Source organism: Thermaerobacter composti (genome assembly GCF_033582035.1).
In the GTDB taxonomy this organism is placed as follows: domain Bacteria; phylum Bacillota; class Sulfobacillia; order Thermaerobacterales; family Thermaerobacteraceae; genus Thermaerobacter; species Thermaerobacter composti.
Map to the genome: position 1 here is coordinate 986,919 of NZ_CP132508.1, position 18,621 is coordinate 1,005,539.

13 protein-coding genes, 1 pseudogene and 1 CRISPR repeat array are annotated in these 18,621 nt (G+C 70.6%); of the genes and pseudogenes, 9 read left to right on the forward strand and 5 right to left on the reverse strand.

The window, feature by feature from the left end; all coding sequences use genetic code 11:
• The first annotated feature begins 11 nt into the window (after nucleotides 1–11).
• The 7 genes from Q5761_RS03860 (at nucleotide 12) to Q5761_RS03890 (ending at nucleotide 8,060) form a co-directional block, all read left to right on the forward strand.
• Nucleotides 12–680 (forward strand): response regulator transcription factor, encoded by a 669-nt coding sequence (locus Q5761_RS03860; RefSeq protein WP_135225169.1) that lies wholly within the window; start codon nucleotides 12–14, stop codon nucleotides 678–680.
• Between the two features lie 142 nt (nucleotides 681–822).
• Nucleotides 823–2,535 (forward strand): nucleotidyltransferase, encoded by a 1,713-nt coding sequence (locus Q5761_RS03865; RefSeq protein ID WP_318751281.1) that lies wholly within the window; start codon nucleotides 823–825, stop codon nucleotides 2,533–2,535.
• Nucleotides 2,536–2,709: 174 nt separating this feature from the next.
• The gene (locus tag Q5761_RS03870) at nucleotides 2,710–2,952 is read left to right on the forward strand and encodes a DUF6504 family protein (RefSeq protein ID WP_318751282.1); all 243 of its coding nucleotides are present in this window, start codon (nucleotides 2,710–2,712) and stop codon (nucleotides 2,950–2,952) included.
• Between the two features lie 110 nt (nucleotides 2,953–3,062).
• Nucleotides 3,063–6,662, forward strand: a complete 3,600-nt coding sequence (locus Q5761_RS03875; protein WP_318751283.1) for a DNA polymerase III subunit alpha — start codon at nucleotides 3,063–3,065, stop codon at nucleotides 6,660–6,662.
• A gap of 104 nt (nucleotides 6,663–6,766) precedes the next feature.
• Nucleotides 6,767–7,465 carry a recombinase family protein gene (locus tag Q5761_RS03880; protein ID WP_318751284.1) on the forward strand — a complete coding sequence of 233 codons (699 nt, stop codon included), beginning with the start codon at nucleotides 6,767–6,769 and terminating at the stop codon, nucleotides 7,463–7,465.
• A 12-nt stretch (nucleotides 7,466–7,477) separates the two neighbouring features.
• Complete coding sequence (locus Q5761_RS03885) at nucleotides 7,478–7,807, forward strand: helix-turn-helix domain-containing protein (protein WP_135225172.1); 330 nt, start codon at nucleotides 7,478–7,480, stop codon at nucleotides 7,805–7,807.
• Complete coding sequence (locus Q5761_RS03890; protein WP_135225173.1) at nucleotides 7,800–8,060, forward strand: type II toxin-antitoxin system RelE family toxin; 261 nt, start codon at nucleotides 7,800–7,802, stop codon at nucleotides 8,058–8,060. Before Q5761_RS03885 ends, Q5761_RS03890 begins: the two co-directional genes overlap by 8 nt.
• A gap of 225 nt (nucleotides 8,061–8,285) precedes the next feature.
• Nucleotides 8,286–9,637: a CRISPR direct-repeat array (repeat unit 37 nt; unit sequence GCTGCAACGTAGCCACGGTGTTCACCGTGGATGCAAC).
• 230 nt (nucleotides 9,638–9,867) lie between these two features.
• Here the strand turns inward: Q5761_RS03890 and Q5761_RS03895 are convergent.
• Genes Q5761_RS03895 through cas7u form a run of 4 tightly spaced genes read right to left on the reverse strand, consistent with a single transcriptional unit; the run spans nucleotide 9,868 to nucleotide 16,680 of the window.
• Nucleotides 9,868–10,884 carry a hypothetical protein gene (locus tag Q5761_RS03895; protein WP_318751285.1) on the reverse strand — a complete coding sequence of 339 codons (1,017 nt, stop codon included), beginning with the start codon at nucleotides 10,882–10,884 and terminating at the stop codon, nucleotides 9,868–9,870.
• Complete coding sequence (gene cas3u / locus Q5761_RS03900; protein WP_318751286.1) at nucleotides 10,881–14,084, reverse strand: type I-U CRISPR-associated helicase/endonuclease Cas3; 3,204 nt, start codon at nucleotides 14,082–14,084, stop codon at nucleotides 10,881–10,883. The genes Q5761_RS03895 and cas3u overlap by 4 nt, the downstream gene beginning before the upstream one ends.
• The gene (gene csb2, locus Q5761_RS03905; protein ID WP_318751287.1) at nucleotides 14,081–15,445 is read right to left on the reverse strand and encodes a type I-U CRISPR-associated protein Csb2; all 1,365 of its coding nucleotides are present in this window, start codon (nucleotides 15,443–15,445) and stop codon (nucleotides 14,081–14,083) included. The genes cas3u and csb2 overlap by 4 nt, the downstream gene beginning before the upstream one ends.
• Nucleotides 15,446–15,462: 17 nt before the next feature.
• Complete coding sequence (gene cas7u, locus Q5761_RS03910; protein ID WP_135225177.1) at nucleotides 15,463–16,680, reverse strand: type I-U CRISPR-associated RAMP protein Csb1/Cas7u; 1,218 nt, start codon at nucleotides 16,678–16,680, stop codon at nucleotides 15,463–15,465.
• 227 nt (nucleotides 16,681–16,907) lie between these two features.
• Between cas7u and Q5761_RS03915 the strand changes: the two genes are divergently transcribed.
• Entirely contained in the window at nucleotides 16,908–17,285 is a 378-nt protein-coding gene (locus tag Q5761_RS03915; protein ID WP_318751288.1) for a hypothetical protein, read from the forward strand.
• Nucleotides 17,286–17,614: 329 nt separating this feature from the next.
• Here the strand turns inward: Q5761_RS03915 and Q5761_RS03920 are convergent.
• Nucleotides 17,615–18,033 (reverse strand): annotated as a pseudogene (locus Q5761_RS03920) (transposase); the annotation flags it as partial.
• A 168-nt stretch (nucleotides 18,034–18,201) separates the two neighbouring features.
• On the opposite strand from Q5761_RS03920, the gene Q5761_RS12375 reads away from it, so the two are divergent.
• Nucleotides 18,202–18,513: a helix-turn-helix domain-containing protein gene (locus Q5761_RS12375; RefSeq protein WP_413084562.1), complete on the forward strand. Its 312-nt coding sequence runs from the start codon at nucleotides 18,202–18,204 to the stop codon at nucleotides 18,511–18,513.
• Nucleotides 18,514–18,621: the final 108 nt, after the last annotated feature.

Here is an 18,621-nt window from a genome sequence, read left to right on the forward strand (position 1 = left end):
GGGAGAGGCCGATGGTGAAGATCGTGATCGCCACCGGGAGGCCGTTGATCCGCGAGGGGCTGCAGCGGGTGCTGGAGGGGGCTCCGGGGCTCCAGGTGGCGGGCCACGCGGCGACCGCCGGGGCGCTGCTGGAACGGGTGCGGGAGCTGGAGCCCGACGTGGTATTGCTGGACCTGGACCTGGTCGAGGACCGGGCGCGGGAGGTGGTGGGCCGGCTCGGCCGCATGCCCAACGCTCCGGTGGTGGTCGGCATCACCGACCGGGGTGATCCGGAGGCGCTGCTCGGGCTGGTCCAAGCGGGGCTCGGGGGCTACCTCTTGGCCCACCGCGAGGCCGCGGGGCTCGCCGAGGCGATCCGCGCCTGTACGGCGGGCATCTTCGTGATCGACGCGGAGATCATGTCGGAGCTGGCCCACGATTCGCCGCTCTACCGCTATGTCCCCGCCCCGGAGGAGGTGGAGCGGGCCCGGCTCTTGAGCCAGCGGGAGATCGAGGTGCTGAGCCGCATCGCCTGCGGGAAGACCACGGCCCAGGTGGCGCAGGAGCTCTACATCAGCCCGAAGACCGTGCGCAACCACCTGAGCCACGTCATGCAGAAGCTCGGGGTGCGGGACCGCACCCAGGCGGTGCTCTTCGCCCTGCGGGTGGGGCTGATCCGGCGCCAGGACCTGCTGGGGTAGGACCTCCTGGGGTAGGACCTCCTGGGGTAGAGCGCCCCCGCCAGCCCCATCACCATTTAATTCTAAGAAAGGCGATTTGTCCCTCTTGACGCCCCGGCTCCGTCCTCCCTACAATGGGCTCACCATGGGGAGCACATGTTCGATGTCGAGGCCGCCCCTGGCCTTCGTGCGGCTCGAGGGGGCATGGGTGACGGCGGCCGGCGTGGGGGATCGGCCGGCGGTGGTGGCCGCCGGGCCGGTGGTGGTCGACGTGGCGCCGCTCGCCCGGGCCGAGGGCGTGCGTCCCGGCATGCGGGTGCGGACCGCGCGGCGACTGCTCCCCGGCCTCGTGGTGGTGCCGCGGGATGCCATCGACCCCCTGGCGGCCCTGGAGCCCCTCTACGAGGCGCTGCTGGGCGTCTCCCCGCGGGTCGAGCCGGTGGTCGATCGCCTGGCGGCCCTCTGTGAGCTGGATGCCTCGACGACCGTCGAGGAGGTGGTCGCCGTCCTCCAGGCGGCGGGCCTGGGGCGACGGGGACACCAGCTGGTCCTGGGGATCGGCCACGGCCGGCTGGTGGCGCGCCTGGCGGCGCGGGTGGCGGCACGGTCCCGAGCCGCCATCGCCGGCGAGGAGGCCCTGGGTGGAGATCCGGGACCGCCGGCTCGCCGGGCGGTGGGCCGGCGGGGTCGAGGCCCGCAGCGGCACGAAGCGGCCGGGGGCGCCGCCTCGGCAGGCGGCCGGGCCGCTGCGCAGCGGAGCAGCGGGGTCGCCGGACCGGCCGGCGGTGCCGGTCCGGCCTCCCGAGGCGTCGCGCCGGCCGGGATGCGTGCCGGACCGGCCCATGAGAGCGGGACCGCCGCCCCGAGGGTCGCCATGCCGGCAGCCGACGCCGGCGGATCCCCGGGGGTGGCGAGCTGCCGGGTTCCTCCCGGCCAGGAGGCGGCCTTCCTGGCCCCCATGCCCGTGACCGTCCTGGAGGAGGAGGTGCCGCCGGCGGCGCGCCGCCGGTTGCAACGCCTCGGCCTCATGACCCTGGGCGACGTGGCTGCGGCGCCCCAGCAGGTGGTGTCCCGGGCCGTGGGCGACCTGGCCCCCCTCCTGCAAGCCTGGTGCCGCGGCGACGACCGCCGGCCCGTGGTGCCGGGCTTCCCGCCGCCGGGCGTCACCGCCGCCCTCGCCGCGCCCCCGGAGCTCCCGGAAGATCGCCGGGCCGGCTGGTGGCCGGGGCGCCTGCCGCACCTGGCCCGGGAAGTGGCGTCCCGCCTGGCGGCCGCCGGCCGAGGGGGACGGCTCGTGGTCCTGCAGGGGGAGCGGGCCCGGGTCCGCCGCTACCTGCCCCAGGCCGTGGCCGACGGCGACGCGCTGGCTCGCACCGCCCTGGACCTGTACCGCCGCCTGCTGGGGGACGAACCGGCCCCGGCGCGGCTGGCGCTGACGGTGACCGCCCTGGAGCCGGTCGCCCGCCAGCTCGCCCTGGGCGACCCGGCGGCCCTGGCCACCCAAGACCGCGCAACCCCTGCCATGGGAGGGCGGCCGCCGGCCGGGGAGCCAACGCAGCCGACGCGAGGGCACCGCGTCCGACAGGGGCGGGAGCCGGTCCCCGCCGCTCCCGGGGAGCAGACACCGGCGGCGCGGGCCCCGGCGGGTCGGGGCCCGGCAGAGCCGGCGTCGGCGGGCCGGGGGGCGGCAGGGCCGGCCCTGTCGGTGCCGGCCTTGCCGGTGCTGGTGGACGATCTGGCCCGCCGCTACCCGGGGCGGGTCTTCTGGGGCCGCGAACGTCCCGCGACGCGGCGGGAGCGCCAGCTCGCCTACTGGGATCCCTGGCGCGGGGCGCCCGAAGGGCTGGGGCCTCGAGCCGACGGGCTGGGGCCTTGACCCGGCGGGCTGGGGCCTTGAGCCGGGGGGCCGACCCGGCGCCGGCGGGTGCCGCCGGCGCCGGCTGGCGGGCCCGTCGGCCCCGCCTCCGCGTCGCCCACCGGTTTCCGTCGGCCCCGCCCCCGCGTCGCCCACCGGTTCCCTTGGGCCGCCTGCGGCGGGAGGCGCAGAGGCATGGCGCTGATCGGCAAGCCGGTGCCGGTGGAGACCGACGAACGCGGCCGCCCGCGCCGGTTCTTCTGGCGCCGCTGGCATCGCGTGCGCTGCGTGCTCGACGAGTGGCGGGAGGCGGGGGCGTGGTGGGAGGGGGAGGGGGAGCGCTGGGTGGTGCGGTTGCTGACGGAGGAGGGCGGGGTGTTCGAGCTGGAGCGGGCGGCGGGCAGCGCCCGCTGGGTGCTCTACAAGGTCTACGACTAGGCACGGGCGGCGAGGGACGGGGCCATGGCCCATGGTCGGACCGGAGAGACGGTCCACCCCGGGCTTCCGCGGGAGGGCCCCGACCCAGCCTGGCGGAGGAGCGGTGCGCGATGTTCGTCCACCTCCACTGCCATTCCGCCTACTCCTTCCTGGACGGCGCCAGCCCCGTCCAGGCGCTGGTGGAGCGGGCCGCCGACCTGGGCATGCCGGCCCTGGCCCTGACGGACCACGACAACGTGGCGGGCGCCGTCGAGTTCGATCGGGCCGCTCGCGCGGCGGGGATCAAGCCCATCCAGGGGGTCGAGCTCACCCTGCTCCTGGACGGGGACGAACCGGCCGCCGGCTCCGCGGCCGAGGCCGCCGGGGCTTCGCCGGCGCCGGGACCCGGCGGGGCGTCGGCCACCGCCCACCTGGTCCTGCTGGCCACCGGGCCGGCGGGATATGCCCGCCTGTGCCGGTTGCTGACCCGTGCCCACCTGGAGCAGCCCCGCGGGCGGCCGGCCTTGCCCTGGTCCGCGCTGCTCACAGAGGTGGCGCCGGACGGCGAGCCCCTCCCCGACCACGGGCTGATCGCCCTCTCCGGCTGTCGTCGAGGGCCCGTGCTGCAGGCCCTGCTTCAAGGCGACCGCCGGCTTGCCCTCCGGCGGGCGCGGCAGCTGCGGGACGCCTTCGGGCGGGATCACTTCTACGTCGAGCTGCAGGGCGGGTGGCTGCCCGGCAACCGCGCCCTCAACCGCACCCTGGCGGACCTGGCGGAACACCTGGGGGTCGGTGTGGTGGCGACCAACGACGTCCACTACGCCACCCGCGACCGCTTCGCCGTCCACGACCTCCTGACCTGCGTGCGCCTGGGCATCCCGGTGGACGAGCCCCATCCCCAGCGGCACCTGAACGCCCACAACGACCTCAAGGCGCCCCGGGCCATGGCGCGGATGTTCGCCGACCACCCCCGGGCCCTCGAGGCCACCCTGGCCATCGCCGAGCGCTGCCGGCCCGTGCTGCCGGAGGGCGCCGTGCCCCGGCCGGCCTATCCCCTGCCGCCGGGGGTGAGCGCCGCGGCCTATTTGCGGGAGCAGGTGGAGCGAGGCGCCCTGTGGCGCTACGGCCGCATCACCCCCCGCATCCGGCAGCGGCTCGAGCACGAGCTGGCCATCATCGAGAAGCTCGAGCTGGCCGACTACTTCCTCTTGGTCTGGGACGTGGCGCGCTACGCCCGCCAGCGGGGCATCCGCTGCGCCGGTCGCGGATCGGCGGCCGACTCGGCGGTGGCCTACTGCCTGGGCATCACCGACGTGGACGCCATCGAGCGGGGGCTGCTCTTCGAGCGCTTCCTCAGCCTGGAGCGGGCGGAGCAGCCGGACATCGACCTGGACCTGGACGCCCGCTACCGCGATCAGGTGGCCGACTACGTCGAGCGGCGCTACGGCCCGGCGCATGTGGCCACGGTGTGCACCTACCAGACCTACCACGCCCGCGGCGCCCTGCGGGACTTCGGCAAGGCCCTGGGCTTCCCGCCGGAGGTCATCGACCGCATCGCCAAGCGGGTGCCGTACTACCTGTCCCGGCACCTGGGCCGGGCGCTTCAGGAGGTGCCGGAGCTGCGGGACCTCGACCTGCCCCGCGAGCGGTTCCGCCGGCTGGTGGCCCTGTGCGAGGCCGCGGCGGGGCTGCCGCGGCACATGGGCACCCACCTGGGCGGCCTGGTGATCAGCCGCCGGCCGTTGGTCGAGCTGTCGCCGCTGCAGCGGGCGGCCAAGGGGTGCCGGATCCTCCAGTTCGACAAGCGGGGCGTGGAGGAGCTGGGGCTGGTCAAGTTGGACCTCCTGCCGCTGCGCACCCTGGGGGCGGTGGAGGAGGCGGTCCGGGTCATCCGCCGCCGCGACCCCGGCTTCGACTACGACCGCATCCCTCTGGACGACCGGGCCACCTATGCGCTGCTGGGCAGCGGCGAGACCGTCGGGGCCTTCCAGCTGGAATCGCCTGCCCAGCGCGCCCTGCAGCCGCGGCTCAAGCCCGAGAACCTGGAAGACGTGGTGGCCAGCGTGGCCCTCATCCGGCCGGGGCCCATCAAGGGCGACATGGTGGAGCCCTTCCTGGCCCGGCGACGGGGCCGGGAGCCCGTCACCTACCTGCACCCGAAGCTGGAGCCCATCCTGCGCAAGACCTGGGGCGTGGTCCTCTTCCAGGAGCAGGTGATCGAGATCGCCACCGCCATCGCCGGTTTCACCCCGGGGGAGGCCGACCGCCTGCGCCGGGTGATGACCCACGCCCGTTCCTCCGAGGAGATGGAGGACATCGGCCGGCACTTCTTGCACCGGGCCCGGCAGCAGGGCGTCGACGAGGCGGTGGCCCAGGCGATCTTCCGCATGATCCAGGGCTACGCCAGCTACGGCTTCTGCGAGGCCCACGCCGCGGCCTTCGGCGTCACCGCCTACAAGACGGCCTATCTCCTGGCCCACTACCCGGCGGAGTGGTATGCCGCCCTGCTCAGCCTCCAGCCCATGGGCTACTACCCGCCCAACACCCTGTGCGTCGAGGCGGCGCGGCGGGGCATCCGCATCCTCCCCCTGGACGTCAACGCCAGCCAGGTGGGCTTCACCGCCACCCCCGGCGCCATCCGCATCGGCCTGCGGGCCGTCAAGGGGTTGGGGGACGAACCGGCCGCCGCCATCGTGGCGGAGCGGGAGCGGGGCGGTCCCTTCCGCCACTTCATGGACTTCCTGCTGCGGATGGCAGGGAGCAGCGCGGGCGGCGGAGACTGGGACGGGGCAGCGGAGACGACATCCGGCGAAGCGGCGGGCGGGCCGGCGGGCGGAGGGCCGGGCGCCGAGCCGGAGGGGGAGCCGGGCGCACCGAGGGGGGCGCCTGTCGCGCAGGCCGGCGGAAGGACGGGCCGGCCCGACGGCAGGGGGCACCGGCGGGGGAGGGGGTCGCCCCGCGGGCCGGTCCTCGACCGGGACCAGGTGGCCGCCTTGATCCGGGCCGGGGCGTTCGACAGCCTGCACCCCAACCGCCGCGCCCTGTTGTGGGGACTCGACGAAGCCCTGGCGGCCGCCCGCAGCGCCGCCGGCGACGGCGCGCTGGCCCGGGCCCTGGCCGCGAGCTGGTCGCCGCCCGTGGTGGCGGACTTCCCCGAGCTGGAGAAGTGGGCCATGGAGCGGGAGGTGCTGGGGATCGACGTCCACCGCCGCCACCTGCTGGCCATGCTGCGGGAGGTGCTGGACGCCCAGGGGTATCGGGCGGCCGCGGCCATCCGCCACCTGCCGGCGGGCGCGCCCGTGCGGGCGGCGGGGATCCCCGTCCGGCCCCATCGCCCCCCGACCCGCAGCGGCCGGGTCATCGTGTTCCTCAGCCTGGAGGACGAGACCGGCCTGGTGGACGTGACCGTCTTCGAGGCGGTATACCAGCGTTACGGGCGGTGGATCTTTACCGACCCGCCGGTGCCCCTGGCCGTCGAGGGGGTCTTGCAGGACCGGGACGGCGCCCGGGCCGTGCTGGCCCACCGCGTGATCCCCCTGGCGGCGGCGCTTCGCCTTCAACTGGGGCCTCGCCCTGGTGAAGGAGCGCCTGGAAGCCCGTGCCCGGGGCGAGGACGTAACGGTTCGTTGGTAGAGGCCTGTAGAGGCCTCCAGAGAGGGCTTTGTTGTGGACGCGACCGTAGGCATCGCCGCCTGCCAAACGCCCGTCTACGGGCCAAATCGGGACCTTAGAAGACCTGTGTCGCCTGCCGCTCCGGCTGTCCGTTTTTCGGAGGCTTGCAAGTGCGCGGCGAGCCCGCCGGTTCTGAGCGGATGTGCAGGAGAAGGGAAGCGGGATGAAGCCGGCCCGAGCCGTCGCCTATGTCCGGGTCTCCACCGCCGAGCAGACCAGCGAGGGCGTGTCGCTGGATGGGCAGGAGGAGCGCCTGCGGGCCTACTTCACCCTGCAGGGCCTGGAGCTCGTGGAGCAGATCCGGGAGGCGGGCGTGTCGGCCTCCAAGCCGCTCGCAGAGCGACCCGGCGGGAAGCGGCTGCTGGAACTGGTGGGCGGCCGGTGGGTGCAGCACCTCGTGGCGCTGAAGCGGGACCGCCTGTTTCGCGATGCCGAGGACGCCCTGCGCCAGACCAAGGCCTGGGACCGGGCCGGCGTGGCGTTGCATCGGGTAGACGTGGGCGGCCAGGCCGTCAACACCGCCACCGCCATGGGCCGGTTCTTCTTAAGCATGACGGCCGCCTTTGCGGAACTCAAGCGTAGCCTGATCGCCGAGCGGACGCAGGCGACCCTCTCGCGCAAGAAGGCTGACCGCAAGGCCTACGCCCCGACCCCTTACGGCTTCGACCGCGACGGCGAGGTGCTGGTCGAAAACCCCGCCGAACAGCGGGTGCTCATGATGGTGCGGACGTGGTGCGCGCAAGGGTGGAGCCTGCCCCGCATCGCCGAGGAGCTGAACCGGCGCCGCATTCCCGCGAAGAAGGGCAGGCGGTGGCACGCGTCCACCGTCCGCTACACCCCGAAGAACGACCTGTATGGGTAGGAGGTGGCCTAAGTGGAGCGACTGCTGACGCCGGAGGAAGTGGCCGACATCCTGCGCGTCACCCGGCGGACGGTGTACGAGTGGCTGCGCACCGGCCGGCTCCGGGGCCTGAAGGCGGGGCCCTTCTGGCGGATTCGCCCGGAGGACCTGGACCGCTTCCTGGCCGGCGAGCAGGACGCCCCGGCCTGGCGTCCGGGCGGCGTGGACCACGACGAGGACGACGAGCCCACGGCCGAGGAGCTGGAGGAATCCCGGCGCGCATGGCTCGAATACCTGGCGGGTCGGGACCCTGGCCGGTCGCTGGACGAGCTGCGCCGCGAACTCGAGGCGAGCCGTGAGTGAGTGGCGCGTCATCCTCCTGCGCCCCGCCGAGCGCTATCTGAAGCGCCTGCCACGGCCCGAGCAGGAGCGCATCCTGCGGGCGCTCGAGCGGCTGCAGGAGAACCCCGAACAGGCTCGCCCCGAGCCGCTGGCCGGTCGCCCGGAGTGGAAGCTGCGCGTGGGCGGGCGCCGCATCCTGTTCATCCCCGACCGGGAGCGCAAGCTGTTCATCGTGACGACCATCGGCCCGCGCGGCGACGTCTACAAGCGCTAGGCGGGACGCCACGGCTTAGGTTGCCCAACGAGAGGAATTCCCAGCCAACGCTCTCCAGTGGGGGTCTTCATGCTCCTTTTGTTTCACTCATCCTGTTGCCGGTCGCCCGCACTGCGAAGTAGTTGCGGAGATCCTCGATGACGCGGTGCATCGGCGTGAAGCAGACGCCAAATCCCGGGTCGAGGGCGGCTAAGCCGAGCGACTCTCCGCCTGCTGGCTGATGATCCTTCAACGTAGCCACGGTGTTCACCGTGGATGCAACACCCACGGCAGGGGCGGTGCGCGGCGCGTCGGGTCGCTGCAACGTAGCCACGGTGTTCACCGTGGATGCAACCGTCCGGGTATGCGCCGGTACCTTCACCACGCCGTGGCTGCAACGTAGCCACGGTGTTCGCCGTGGATGTAACTGGAACATCGTGGCCCAGTCGCCCATGGCCGTGGGGCTGCAACGTAGCCACGGTGTTCACCGTGGATGCAACGAGCGGGTACCCGGGAACCACGGCCGGACGACGAAGCTGCAACGTAGCCACGGTGTTCACCGTGGATGCAACGCGGCGTCGGGCCGGCTGGTCGCAGGCGCGGCTGGCCGCTGCAACGTAGCCACGGTGTTCACCGTGGATGCAACCCGACGGTGCCGATGCCACCGAAGCCCGTCCGGCTCAGCTGCAACGTAGCCACGGTGTTCACCGTGGATGCAACCCATCTTACAGCACCCTGAGCACCCCTGGATGATTGCGCTGCAACGTAGCCACGGTGTTCACCGTGGATGCAACCTGATCCGCCGGGCGATCAGCCGGCGCGGCCTGAAGGCTGCAACGTAGCCACGGTGTTTACCGTGGATGCAACCCGCACCCGTCGTGCAGCGGCGGGTGGCCGATGCTGGCTGCAACGTAGCCACGGTGTTCACCGTGGATGCAACTCGATGACGGCGACACTCGCCCGGTAATTGGCCAGGCTGCAACGTAGCCACGGTGTTCACCGTGGATGCAACCACCTCCGGGCGGCCCCCGGTGCAGTGGGATGGCGCTGCAACGTAGCCACGGTGTTCACCGTGGATGCAACCCACCGTGCTGTACACGCTGGACGAGCAGGACATCGCTGCAACGTAGCCACGGTGTTCACCGTGGATGCAACCTAACGGGAACCGCGTGCTGAACTTCCACGTTCGCGTGCTGCAACGTAGCCACGGTGTTCACCGTGGATGCAACGCCGCCAACCTCACCCTGCCGCGCCGTCAGCGGGCCGCTGCAACGTAGCCACGGTGTTCACCGTGGATGCAACCAACATGGCGACGACGCAGCAAGAGGCGTCGCTGAACGCTGCAACGTAGCCACGGTGTTCACCGTGGATGCAACGCCGCCGACAAGGCGGACAAGGCCCACCGGCGGCTGGCGCTGCAACGTAGCCACGGTGTTCACCGTGGATGCAACCGCGCCGGGGATCACGTGGGCATAGGTCTCCGCAGTGCTGCAACGTAGCCACGGTGTTCACCGTGGATGCAACCCGTAGCTGCCGTCAGGATGGCGCGGCACGCGCTCCAGCTGCAACGTAGCCACGGTGTTCACCGTGGATGCAACGGTTCACCCTACGAGCTTGCTTCCCACAAGGCTTTCTCAACCCTCGTGCGCGAACCCCGGCTGCGCGGTGGGCTCGGGGCGTCGATTGCTTGGACCGGCTGTCAAGGAACCCAGCATCCATGCGGTTTGCGCCACAGCGCGAACCCCCCAGGGACTTGATGTCCACTTGAGGTTCGCGCGCGGACCGCCGGACGGACGGCCCAGGTCGGAGACAGCGCCAGGAGATCGCCTCACACCGCTTGCACGTCCATGGCGGCCTCCTCATCCCGCTCCGTCCACAACGTCGCTGGCCGCAAGGTGAAATAACCGTGCCCGGTGGTTGCCTCCCGGGCCGAGCGAAACACCTCCACAGCCCCGCTGTCTCGAAGGCGTTTTGCTGCCTGCCTTCCCCCGTGCACCCCCAAGGCGATCAGGGAGCGAAGCGTATCGAGCGCGATCGGGTCGCGCCATACGGGCCAGTACAAGGCCGTGCCGTCCCGGTCGAACCCGGCCACGCGGAAACGACCGCCCGCTACGTAGCAGGGGAAGAGCGGCAAGGCCTCGATGGCGAGCCAAATGGCTGCCTTGACCCCAGGGGGGGTGCCTTCCCGGGTCGGCTGGATGGCGCGAAGGGCATGCAATCGTTCCGCCGAGGGATCGAGCCCGAAGGAGGACTGCTTGTCTCGGTACGTCCAGGGGCCAAAGAGGGCCTCCCGAATGGCCCGGCGTCGCTCATTAGCCGGCTTCACCTTCCGGCCGGTAGCGTGACCGAGCCCCTCAAGCAACTGCCGAATTGCTCCTGGAAAGCGTTGCTGCCCTGCCACCATATGAAACAACGTCGGCTGCAGCGCCGCTCCCGCGCCGCTCGCTGTGCGCCTGCCGCCCGCGGGCGGCCGTTCGGTCGCATATGCTGCGGCAAAATCGGCGGTGATGCGCGCGCCAGTGGTCCCCGCCAGGGTTTGTTGGAGCGCCTGTTCCGCGAACCCGCGGAACTCATCGGTGCGCAGCCGCTTGAGCTCCTCGGCGAAGTTGAATTCGGGGGCGGCGAGGCGGTTCGCCGCGTAAGTGGCTAACGCGTTCACCAAGCGGTCGGCGTCTTGTCCCTCTGGCAGGTAGAGCACCGCCGTCCATTCGGGGTCGGGTTCCCAGCCGAGTTTCGCCGTTTCCAGGGTTTCGATGTCCCCGCACACTCGGAGAAGGCCGAAAGCTGCGAGAGCACTCAAGGGGAAGTGGGATTCGGTCAACCCGGTCAGCCGTATCGCCTTCATCGGCCCACCTCCTCCGCCGAAGCCCGGTGGTCCGCCAGCCGGACGATGGCCTCCAGGTAGGCCAGCCCCCAGTAGCCGTACCGCCGCACCAGGGTCCAGAACACGTCCACCCAACCGCTGCCAAGCCGCTCCCAACCGTGCGCACTCGAGCCCTCCAGGTGCAGCCCCTCCCAGCGCAGCTCGAAGGTGGTCGGAGAGGGGTCCGGCATGGGGATGGGCGGAAACGGGCGGCCGCGACCGTGGTGCGAGCCGATGAGATAGATCACCAGTTCCCGGTCCGCTACCCCGGCGAGCAGAGCCGGGTGCCGTTCCGCCAGGCGTGCTGCGATGAACTCGTGGCGCAGGCCACGGGGGAAAGCAGCCAACTCGGCGGCCAGCATGCGACCTGTCCACTCCCGGGGAACGCGAGCGGACTTGGCCAGGGGTTCGGGCGCGACGGCCGCCGCGAAGGGATCGCCGCCGTGGAGGAGCACCTGCATTCTCGGCTCTGCCTTCCCGAGGTCGTGGAGCCGCGCAGCGCGTTCGATACAGGCTACGAGTCGTTCCGCCAACCCGCATTGACGGGCAAAGGTTTCTGCTTTGCCGGCGACGTGCTCGCTGTGCTCCGCCAACGGGACGGCACGGCCCGCATAAGCGGACTCGGTTTCCTCTTCCTCGGCCACGACATCTTCAGGGGCCGTGGCGAATCCCCAGGCGGCGAGTTCATCGCGGGGCGAACCGTGCCAACCTTGCAGTTCGACGACCACGCCCGTCACGCCGCGGCGCGGGTGGCGAGGATAGGGGTGCCAGCTCGAACGGCCTTCCAAGGCGTGCTCGGCGAGGGATCGCCACGGCTCGGGGGCGGAGTCTCGCAAGATTTGAAGGAGCTCCTTTAAGAGCAGATTGGGATCGTTCCCGGTGTCGACACCCGTGTCCTCTTGATTGAGGGCATCCAGGAGTTGGCGCAAGCGGTTCAGTGCCCGTTCCAGCGCCGGGGTCTCCTCGGCCGCTCCACCTGCATCAGGGAGTGCGTGACCCCCGGTTTCATCCGGTGCGGTCGCATCGGCCGTTTCCGGCGCGCCGGCAGTGGCCGCCCGCGCGTTGGACGGGACAGCGCCGGCTGGTCTCGCGTCCGGTCGGGTCCGGGCAAAACCACCGGCTCCTCCCGCAAAACCGGCATCGTCCCGTTCACCTGCCCATACGGCGCGCAAGCCCGTTTCGTGTAGACGCAGGCGAATCCCCCAAGGGGACGAATCGCGAGCGGCCCCGAGCTCGTATACATCCCGGGCCGGCGTGGTGCGGGCAGGGTGCCAGCCATACTCGTCCACACCGCCGTATGCAGCGGGCACCACCACGGTATCCCCGGGTCGAATCTGGCGAGGCCAGACGACCTGGACGTTCGCCGGACCCTGCCAGCGCAGGGCCGGCTTGCCCTTCCCGGGCCCGGTGGCCGGATCGGGAGCCGGGGCGCCTTCGTCGTCGCCCAGAGGATCCGCGTCGCTCGCGCGCTCCTCGAGCCAGCGGCGCACCACCCACACCGGCAACGCCAGGGCCTCATGCAGCCGTGGCGGGACCAGGGTAAGTAAGCTGTCAAAGTACGCTGTCCAGTCTTGCTGCTCGCCCTCACCCGATTGCGGAGCCCTCTGTGCGGCTTCGGCTGCGGCCCGCAGGTCGTCCGGATCGATGTCGGCCCGCCAGACGACCTGCACGTCGGCTGGGGAAAGGGCTTCGAGCCCATGCAGGTAGGGTGCGACGTCCGGATCGGGGTCCGGCGTCGGACTCGTCTGGACCCACCGTTCGAGAACGGCCGGCAACAAGAGGGGAGGGGGCGACGGCGACAGGACGGGTGGTGGATCGCCCTGCTTCATCCGCTCGAATCCTTCATATCCGAAATCCACCTGCGGTCGGCGCGGATCGTCTGCCCGTGCCACCAGCCAATTCCAGCAGGCGTCGAGGACGTCGGCGGGGTACACGCTGTCGTTGCGCGCCTTGCGGCGGGTGATGATCGCCGGTGCCGGGCGGGGCGCGCCGGTGCGGTTCAATCGCCCGAAGCGTTGGAGCAGAGCCTCGAGGGGTGCCAGCTCTGTGACCAAGGCGTCGAAGTCGAAATCCGCCCCCACCTCCACCGTTTGCGTGGCGACGACGAAAAGCGGACGGTCGGCGTCCTGCCGTCGTTGGCCGGCCACGACGCGGCCGCGGATCCGATCCAGCAACCGGTCCCGATCGTAGGGGCGGATTCGTCCCGTGAGTAGCACCGCGTCGGCCTCGTCACCCACTTGCTCCCGCAATTGCTGGAAGACCTGGCGCGCACCGCCCACGCGGTTGACGACAACGCCCACCACCGGCGCAGACGATTGCCCGGCCAGGTCGCGCGCAAGCTCTTGGGCCAGCTTGGCCAGCTGCGCTTCGAAGGATCGAGCGTTGATCTCCACAAGCCGGGCAACCTTTTGCGCTCCCAGTCGTGCTTGCAGGATCGTGCGGTCGCGGGCGTCGAGGCGCACAGGGCGTTCGCCGGCGCCCGGTGGCAGCGTGGCCGACATGGCGACCACGCGCAAAGGCGGGGCCACGGGCTGTTCGGCCAGCGCCTGATACCGCTGGATGGTCCGGAGGGTCTCGAGAAAGGGCCAGGACAGGTGCGCCTCGTCGAGGACGAACACGGCATCCACACCCGCCAGGGCCGCGTCGATGGGCCGCTGGTACTCCGACACGCCGTAGCCGCGGAACAACAGGCGCGATCCGATCTGATGGACCGTCGTCATGCAAAGGGTCGGCTGGTTCGGCATGTCGACCCAGCGGGACTGGCGATACATGCCGCCCCGCAGGACGGCTACGTGCAGTGGCACCCGTCCACCGAAAGTCATCAGCGCCTTCGCCACCCGTCCCGCCGGGCCGTCATCACCCTCTTGCCAGCGCCGAAACAGGAGGCGTGCCAGGGCCTGGGCCCGCTCCGCGGCCTGGTCCACGATGAGGCGCCGATCCACCACGTAGAAAAACCGCAGGCCGGTCGTGCGCTCCCAGGGGGAGCGCCCCGCCTGGGCGGCGAGCGTGAAGGCGGCGATCTCCACCACGGCGGTCTTGCCGCAGCCAGTCGGCACCTCGATGGCCTCCGGCCATCCCTCGGCGAGAATTCGCTCGACGAGCCGTTCCTGCCAGGGATAGGGCTGAAGGCCCGTGACCTCGTGGAAAAAGGCAGCAAAGTCCTTGGCCGTCAGCTCCCTCATGCTTGCGTGGCCTCCTCGGCTGTCACGACGGGCGCGAAGAAACCCAATCCAAAATAGCGGCCCGATCCGAGCAACACGGGCCCCTCCACGGGCTGGTCAAACTCGAGGATCACGTGAGCCACATAGCGCAGCGGCTCGTCCGGCTGGCGCCGTACCCGAAAGTCCCGGCTGCGAGGAACGCCGCGAAGGGGCGAGGCCTGGCTGACGGTGACTTGCCGGGGGGCCGGCAGCCCGACAAACCGGCAACTGTCTGCGAGGACTTCAGCCGCCCGGTGACGCCGCCGTGGGAAGCGGTCGAAGACAACGGGGGTGACGCTAGCCCACACGCGGGCCGGCCGGCACCACCGCCAGGGTGTGAGCGTAGAAGGCGTGCGTGCGGTCGCGAAGGCGTTGACCGGCTTGGCTTCCAATACGCGTCCTCCGGGCAACTCCAGGCATCGGAGCTTGCCCAGGGCGCGGAACACGGCCTGTCGTTCCGGCCAGCTCACGCCCCGGGGCAGTACGACGGCGAAGCCGAGGACGGAGCCGTCGGCATGATCGGCTCCGACGAAGGGCAGCGGCACATAGGCGCAGTGCACGCGATCGTCATGCCCGTGGAGGATCGACGGCACGGGTTCGTCGGCGAGGCTCAGGACGGCCGCCCGTACCGTCGCGGTCAGGGTGAGGGCTGCAGCCAGGGGCCAGCGCCCGCGGATGCGAAACGGGAAGAACTCCCCAAAGACGGACCGCGCCGTCTCGGGAAGGCGCGGGTTGTCGTCGAGTCGCCGGTAGCGGATGCGCCGGCCCGGGACGGGGCGCTCGCCCAGCCGAAACCGGTGGTCGAGCTCGGCCAGGCGGCCACGGAAGGGCACTCGTAGCACGACGTCGCCTTGGGGATGAGGGACGTAGTTCGGCGGGGGAGCGTCTTCGACCATGTCCACAGCGACCAGGGACATGGAGCTCCCCAGGTAGGTGACTTGGGCGGCGATCTCCGCCAGGCATTCCCGGACCGACGCGGGCGGGTGGGCCGCCGGCCAGACGAAATGAACGGTCGCATCGCCCGTGATGGTTCCGGATGGAAACGGGCGGGGCTGCTTGGGCCGGTGGAGCGGTAGAACGTCCATGCCATCCACGTCGTTGACGGGAACGTAGGCATGGACTCGCCGCTCACCGGCCAGGGGCGGGGCGGCGATGTGGGGAGGCTCTTGAGCTTCCAGCCACTCCAGGGCTTCTCGCGCTCGCGGGATATCCGCGCGAAATGCGGCTGCCACCAGGGCCGAGAAGAACCGCTCGGGGTGAGGCGGCCACTCCACCCGGTTCCGATCGGTAGCGTCCGTGGCGTAGACCCGGCCTGTCAGGTAGCGCACGCGAAACGCCAGCACGTTTGCACCCCCGGCCGTCAGCGACCCATCGTTGCGTCGTTGAGCTCCACCAGCCGGACGAGTTTGGGGCTTGGCTGGAGGATGACGGGCTCGGTCTCCCAGTTCAGGTCGTGGCTCGCTGCGATCTCGAGCGCCTCATCCAGCAAGGCTCTGGCTCCGGACGTGTCGAGCGCGAAGGATTTCCGCTCGCCGGCCGTGGGGCCGACCAGTTCCCAGCGGGGCTCGGATTCCGGAATCAACAGGCAGCGGGAGCGAAGCTGGTAGCCCTCTTCGTGCAGGGCAGCCGTGGCGTAGAGAGCCAAACTGAGGAGGACCAGGCGACCTGCCGCATCCCGGTCTGCGCTGGTTTTGCCCGTCCCATCGGGAAAGCGCAGTTGCCGGAGTTGGGCTACGGAAATGACCGTGGTGTGCAGGGCATACCGGATGCTCACACCGCCAGCATCCTCCTGAACGGTGGGGGCGATGTTGCCGTGGCCGATCTCTGAAGGCCGTGACTTCTTGACCTTCACGTCCCCCCGCCCTGCACGCGCCGCGGCCTTTTTGACGTCCTCTTCGGAGAAACCCCAGTCCGCCTGTTCGGTCCTGTAGATCTCGGCCACATCACGCTCAATGCCAAGGGGGTCGATGCGCCCCTGGGTCCTGACACCCCGCTGGGCCGCGACGCCGACGATCTCCGACACCACCGCACGGGGGATCTTGGTCCCCTTGGTCCCGCGACCGGTGTGGGAGTCCCATGCCCCAAACAGCAGCGCGGTTGGGGCGTAGCGGAACAGCGCGGTTGCGTTACCCAGTCCTGCCTCGCGCAATGCCCGGCCGATACGGCTGGTGGGGAACGGCTCACCGTCCAGCAAGCTGTCCCGGAAGATGGCATCGAACACGCGGTGGGGGGCGTCCAGGGACGTCACGGCGCCGTGGCCGGGGATTTCCACCTGCAAGAGGGGGAGGCGGATCGCACCACGCCGGCAGGCGGCCAAGAGGGCCTGTTCCATCCGGTTCGCCTGGGATGGTACGGAGTCCAGGAGGACCGTGGGGGTCGGTTCGCCGTCAATGTAGCGAGGTTCCTCGGCATAACGGGGGGATCCTTGGCTGCCCGGGGGAGGGGCGTAGGTGGGGGGGAACACCTTCGTGCCCTCGGCCGGCGGGAGCAGGCGCACTTCAGAGCGCAGGGCCGAAGGACCACGGTGACAGGCTGTGAGGAGTTGTTCCCTCAAGGACCTTGCTTCCAAGGTAAGCACCTCCTGCTGGACATTGCCAAGTACATCCTATGTGGATGAAGACTTCTAGTCAATATAAAGAATCGATATAAACGTCCTGTGGCTGTGCCCCGTCTAGTGCGCCTGGGGTGCATTGGGTCAAGCACGGGTTGCAGTCCTTCCCCCGCACGTGTTACCGGCTGCATCCGTTCCACCTACGGCGAGCCCTGCGGGAGGCGTGATCGCCTTCCGAGGAGACGTACGCCCAGGTGTGCCGGGCCATCGAAGCGGGGGATTGGGCGGGCGTGGAGGCGGCGCTTCGCCAGACGCTCCGGGGGCGGCGTGGTCCGGCGCGGGAGCGCTTGTTGCGGCTGCGCGGCTCCTTGCGGGAGCACGGGGACGGGATTGTGGCTTCTGGGGATGCGCCGCGGCTGGGGGCGATCGAAGCGGAGGTCTTTCACGTCCTTGCGCGACGGATGAAACGGTATGGGGCGCGTTGGAGTGAACGCGGCGCCGACCCCTTGGCGCGGCGCTTGAGCGAGCGCGTGGACCCCTACTGGTGCGCTCGGCGGCCGACCCCTGCAGATTTCGCCCGGCGTGCGGCAGGCGACACGCCAGGCCGTTCAACGAGGGATTCGTCAGCTTGAGGAGGACCCAGCCCGTTGGCTGCGTGCCCGCATCCCGGCGATCACCGGGTCGCATGCGGACAAACCGTGGGTCCAGGTGCTGCGCGACCTGGCCCATGTCCACGCACTGGTGGCTTGACAGCCGATTCACCGCTGGGGGTACCCACCGGAACGTGACACGGACCCCTTGTTTACTGCGCCTTGGCCATCGCCGTCTACAGCGTATATGCTTATAAAGAAAGCCTAAGATCCGCCGTGAACCCACGGTCGGCTTCGTTGCAGGTTTGTTTTGACGAGGAGCACCATCGGGAACCGAGTAGGCATCCGGAACCAATCCGGCAACATTCGAGGCGGTTCTGGAAGCGCTCGATCAGGTCCAAAGCCGGGGCCAGGTCATGTACGGCCAGCTCATGTACCTTCCGGGTGCTGACAACTCGGACATCGGCCCCCTGCACCACGGCGCCCAGGGCCCGTTCTGCCCGCCGGCGCGGCTCCAGCAGGCTGGAACAGTCGTTGTCCTGGCAAGATTTTGGAATTCGTAGCTCGAGGGTGCCCACGCGGGTATCTAGGGCCAGAAGCGATGGCAGTTTCGGTACGCCTTCTGCATTTCCGTCCGCTAGTACCGCTGAGCGCCAGCGAGTTCGCCCACTTCGAGCTCCATGAGCGGTTGGGCCAGCCAGCGCAATCTTTCCCGCAAGGCATCGGCTGCGGGCTCGCATCGGTGTTTGCGCAAAAGCTCGAGAAGTGCCATCGTGAAGTCAGCGGTCACCGGTGGCTGCCCTCCCTTCAAGGGGTCTTTAGAGCTCTTGTCCAACCGGAAGGGGGGCCACCGGTGACCTCTTTTGTAAAGGGTTACCAGGGCCGGCCGGTCCGGCCGCGAACTTTTCCACCACCACCTAGCGCGGGCCCTGGCTGCAGCCCGTCGGGGCGACGCCGAATGAAGGTTCTTCAAGCGTACCGCTTCGCGTTGGATCCTACGCCCCGCCAGCAGCGGGCGCTGGCCTCCCACGTGGGCGCCCGCAGTCGCCTTCAACTGGGGCCTCGCCCTGGTGAAGGAGCGCCTGGAAGCCCGTGCCCGGGGCGAGGATGTGGAGGTGCCCTGGACCCTCCCCGCCTTGCGACGGGAGTGGAACCGGCAAAAGCACCGCGTCGCCCCCTGGTGGCGGGCGAACTCGAAGGAAGCCTACGCCTGCGGTCTGGACGGACTCGCCCGGGCCCTTCAGAACGAGTCCAAGAGCCGCAAGGGTGAACGCAAGGGGCGCCGGGTTGCATTCCCGCGCTTTCGGAAGAAGGGGCGGGGGCGGGAGTCCGTGCGGTTCACCACCGGCGCGATGCGGGTGGACGACAAGAGCCACGT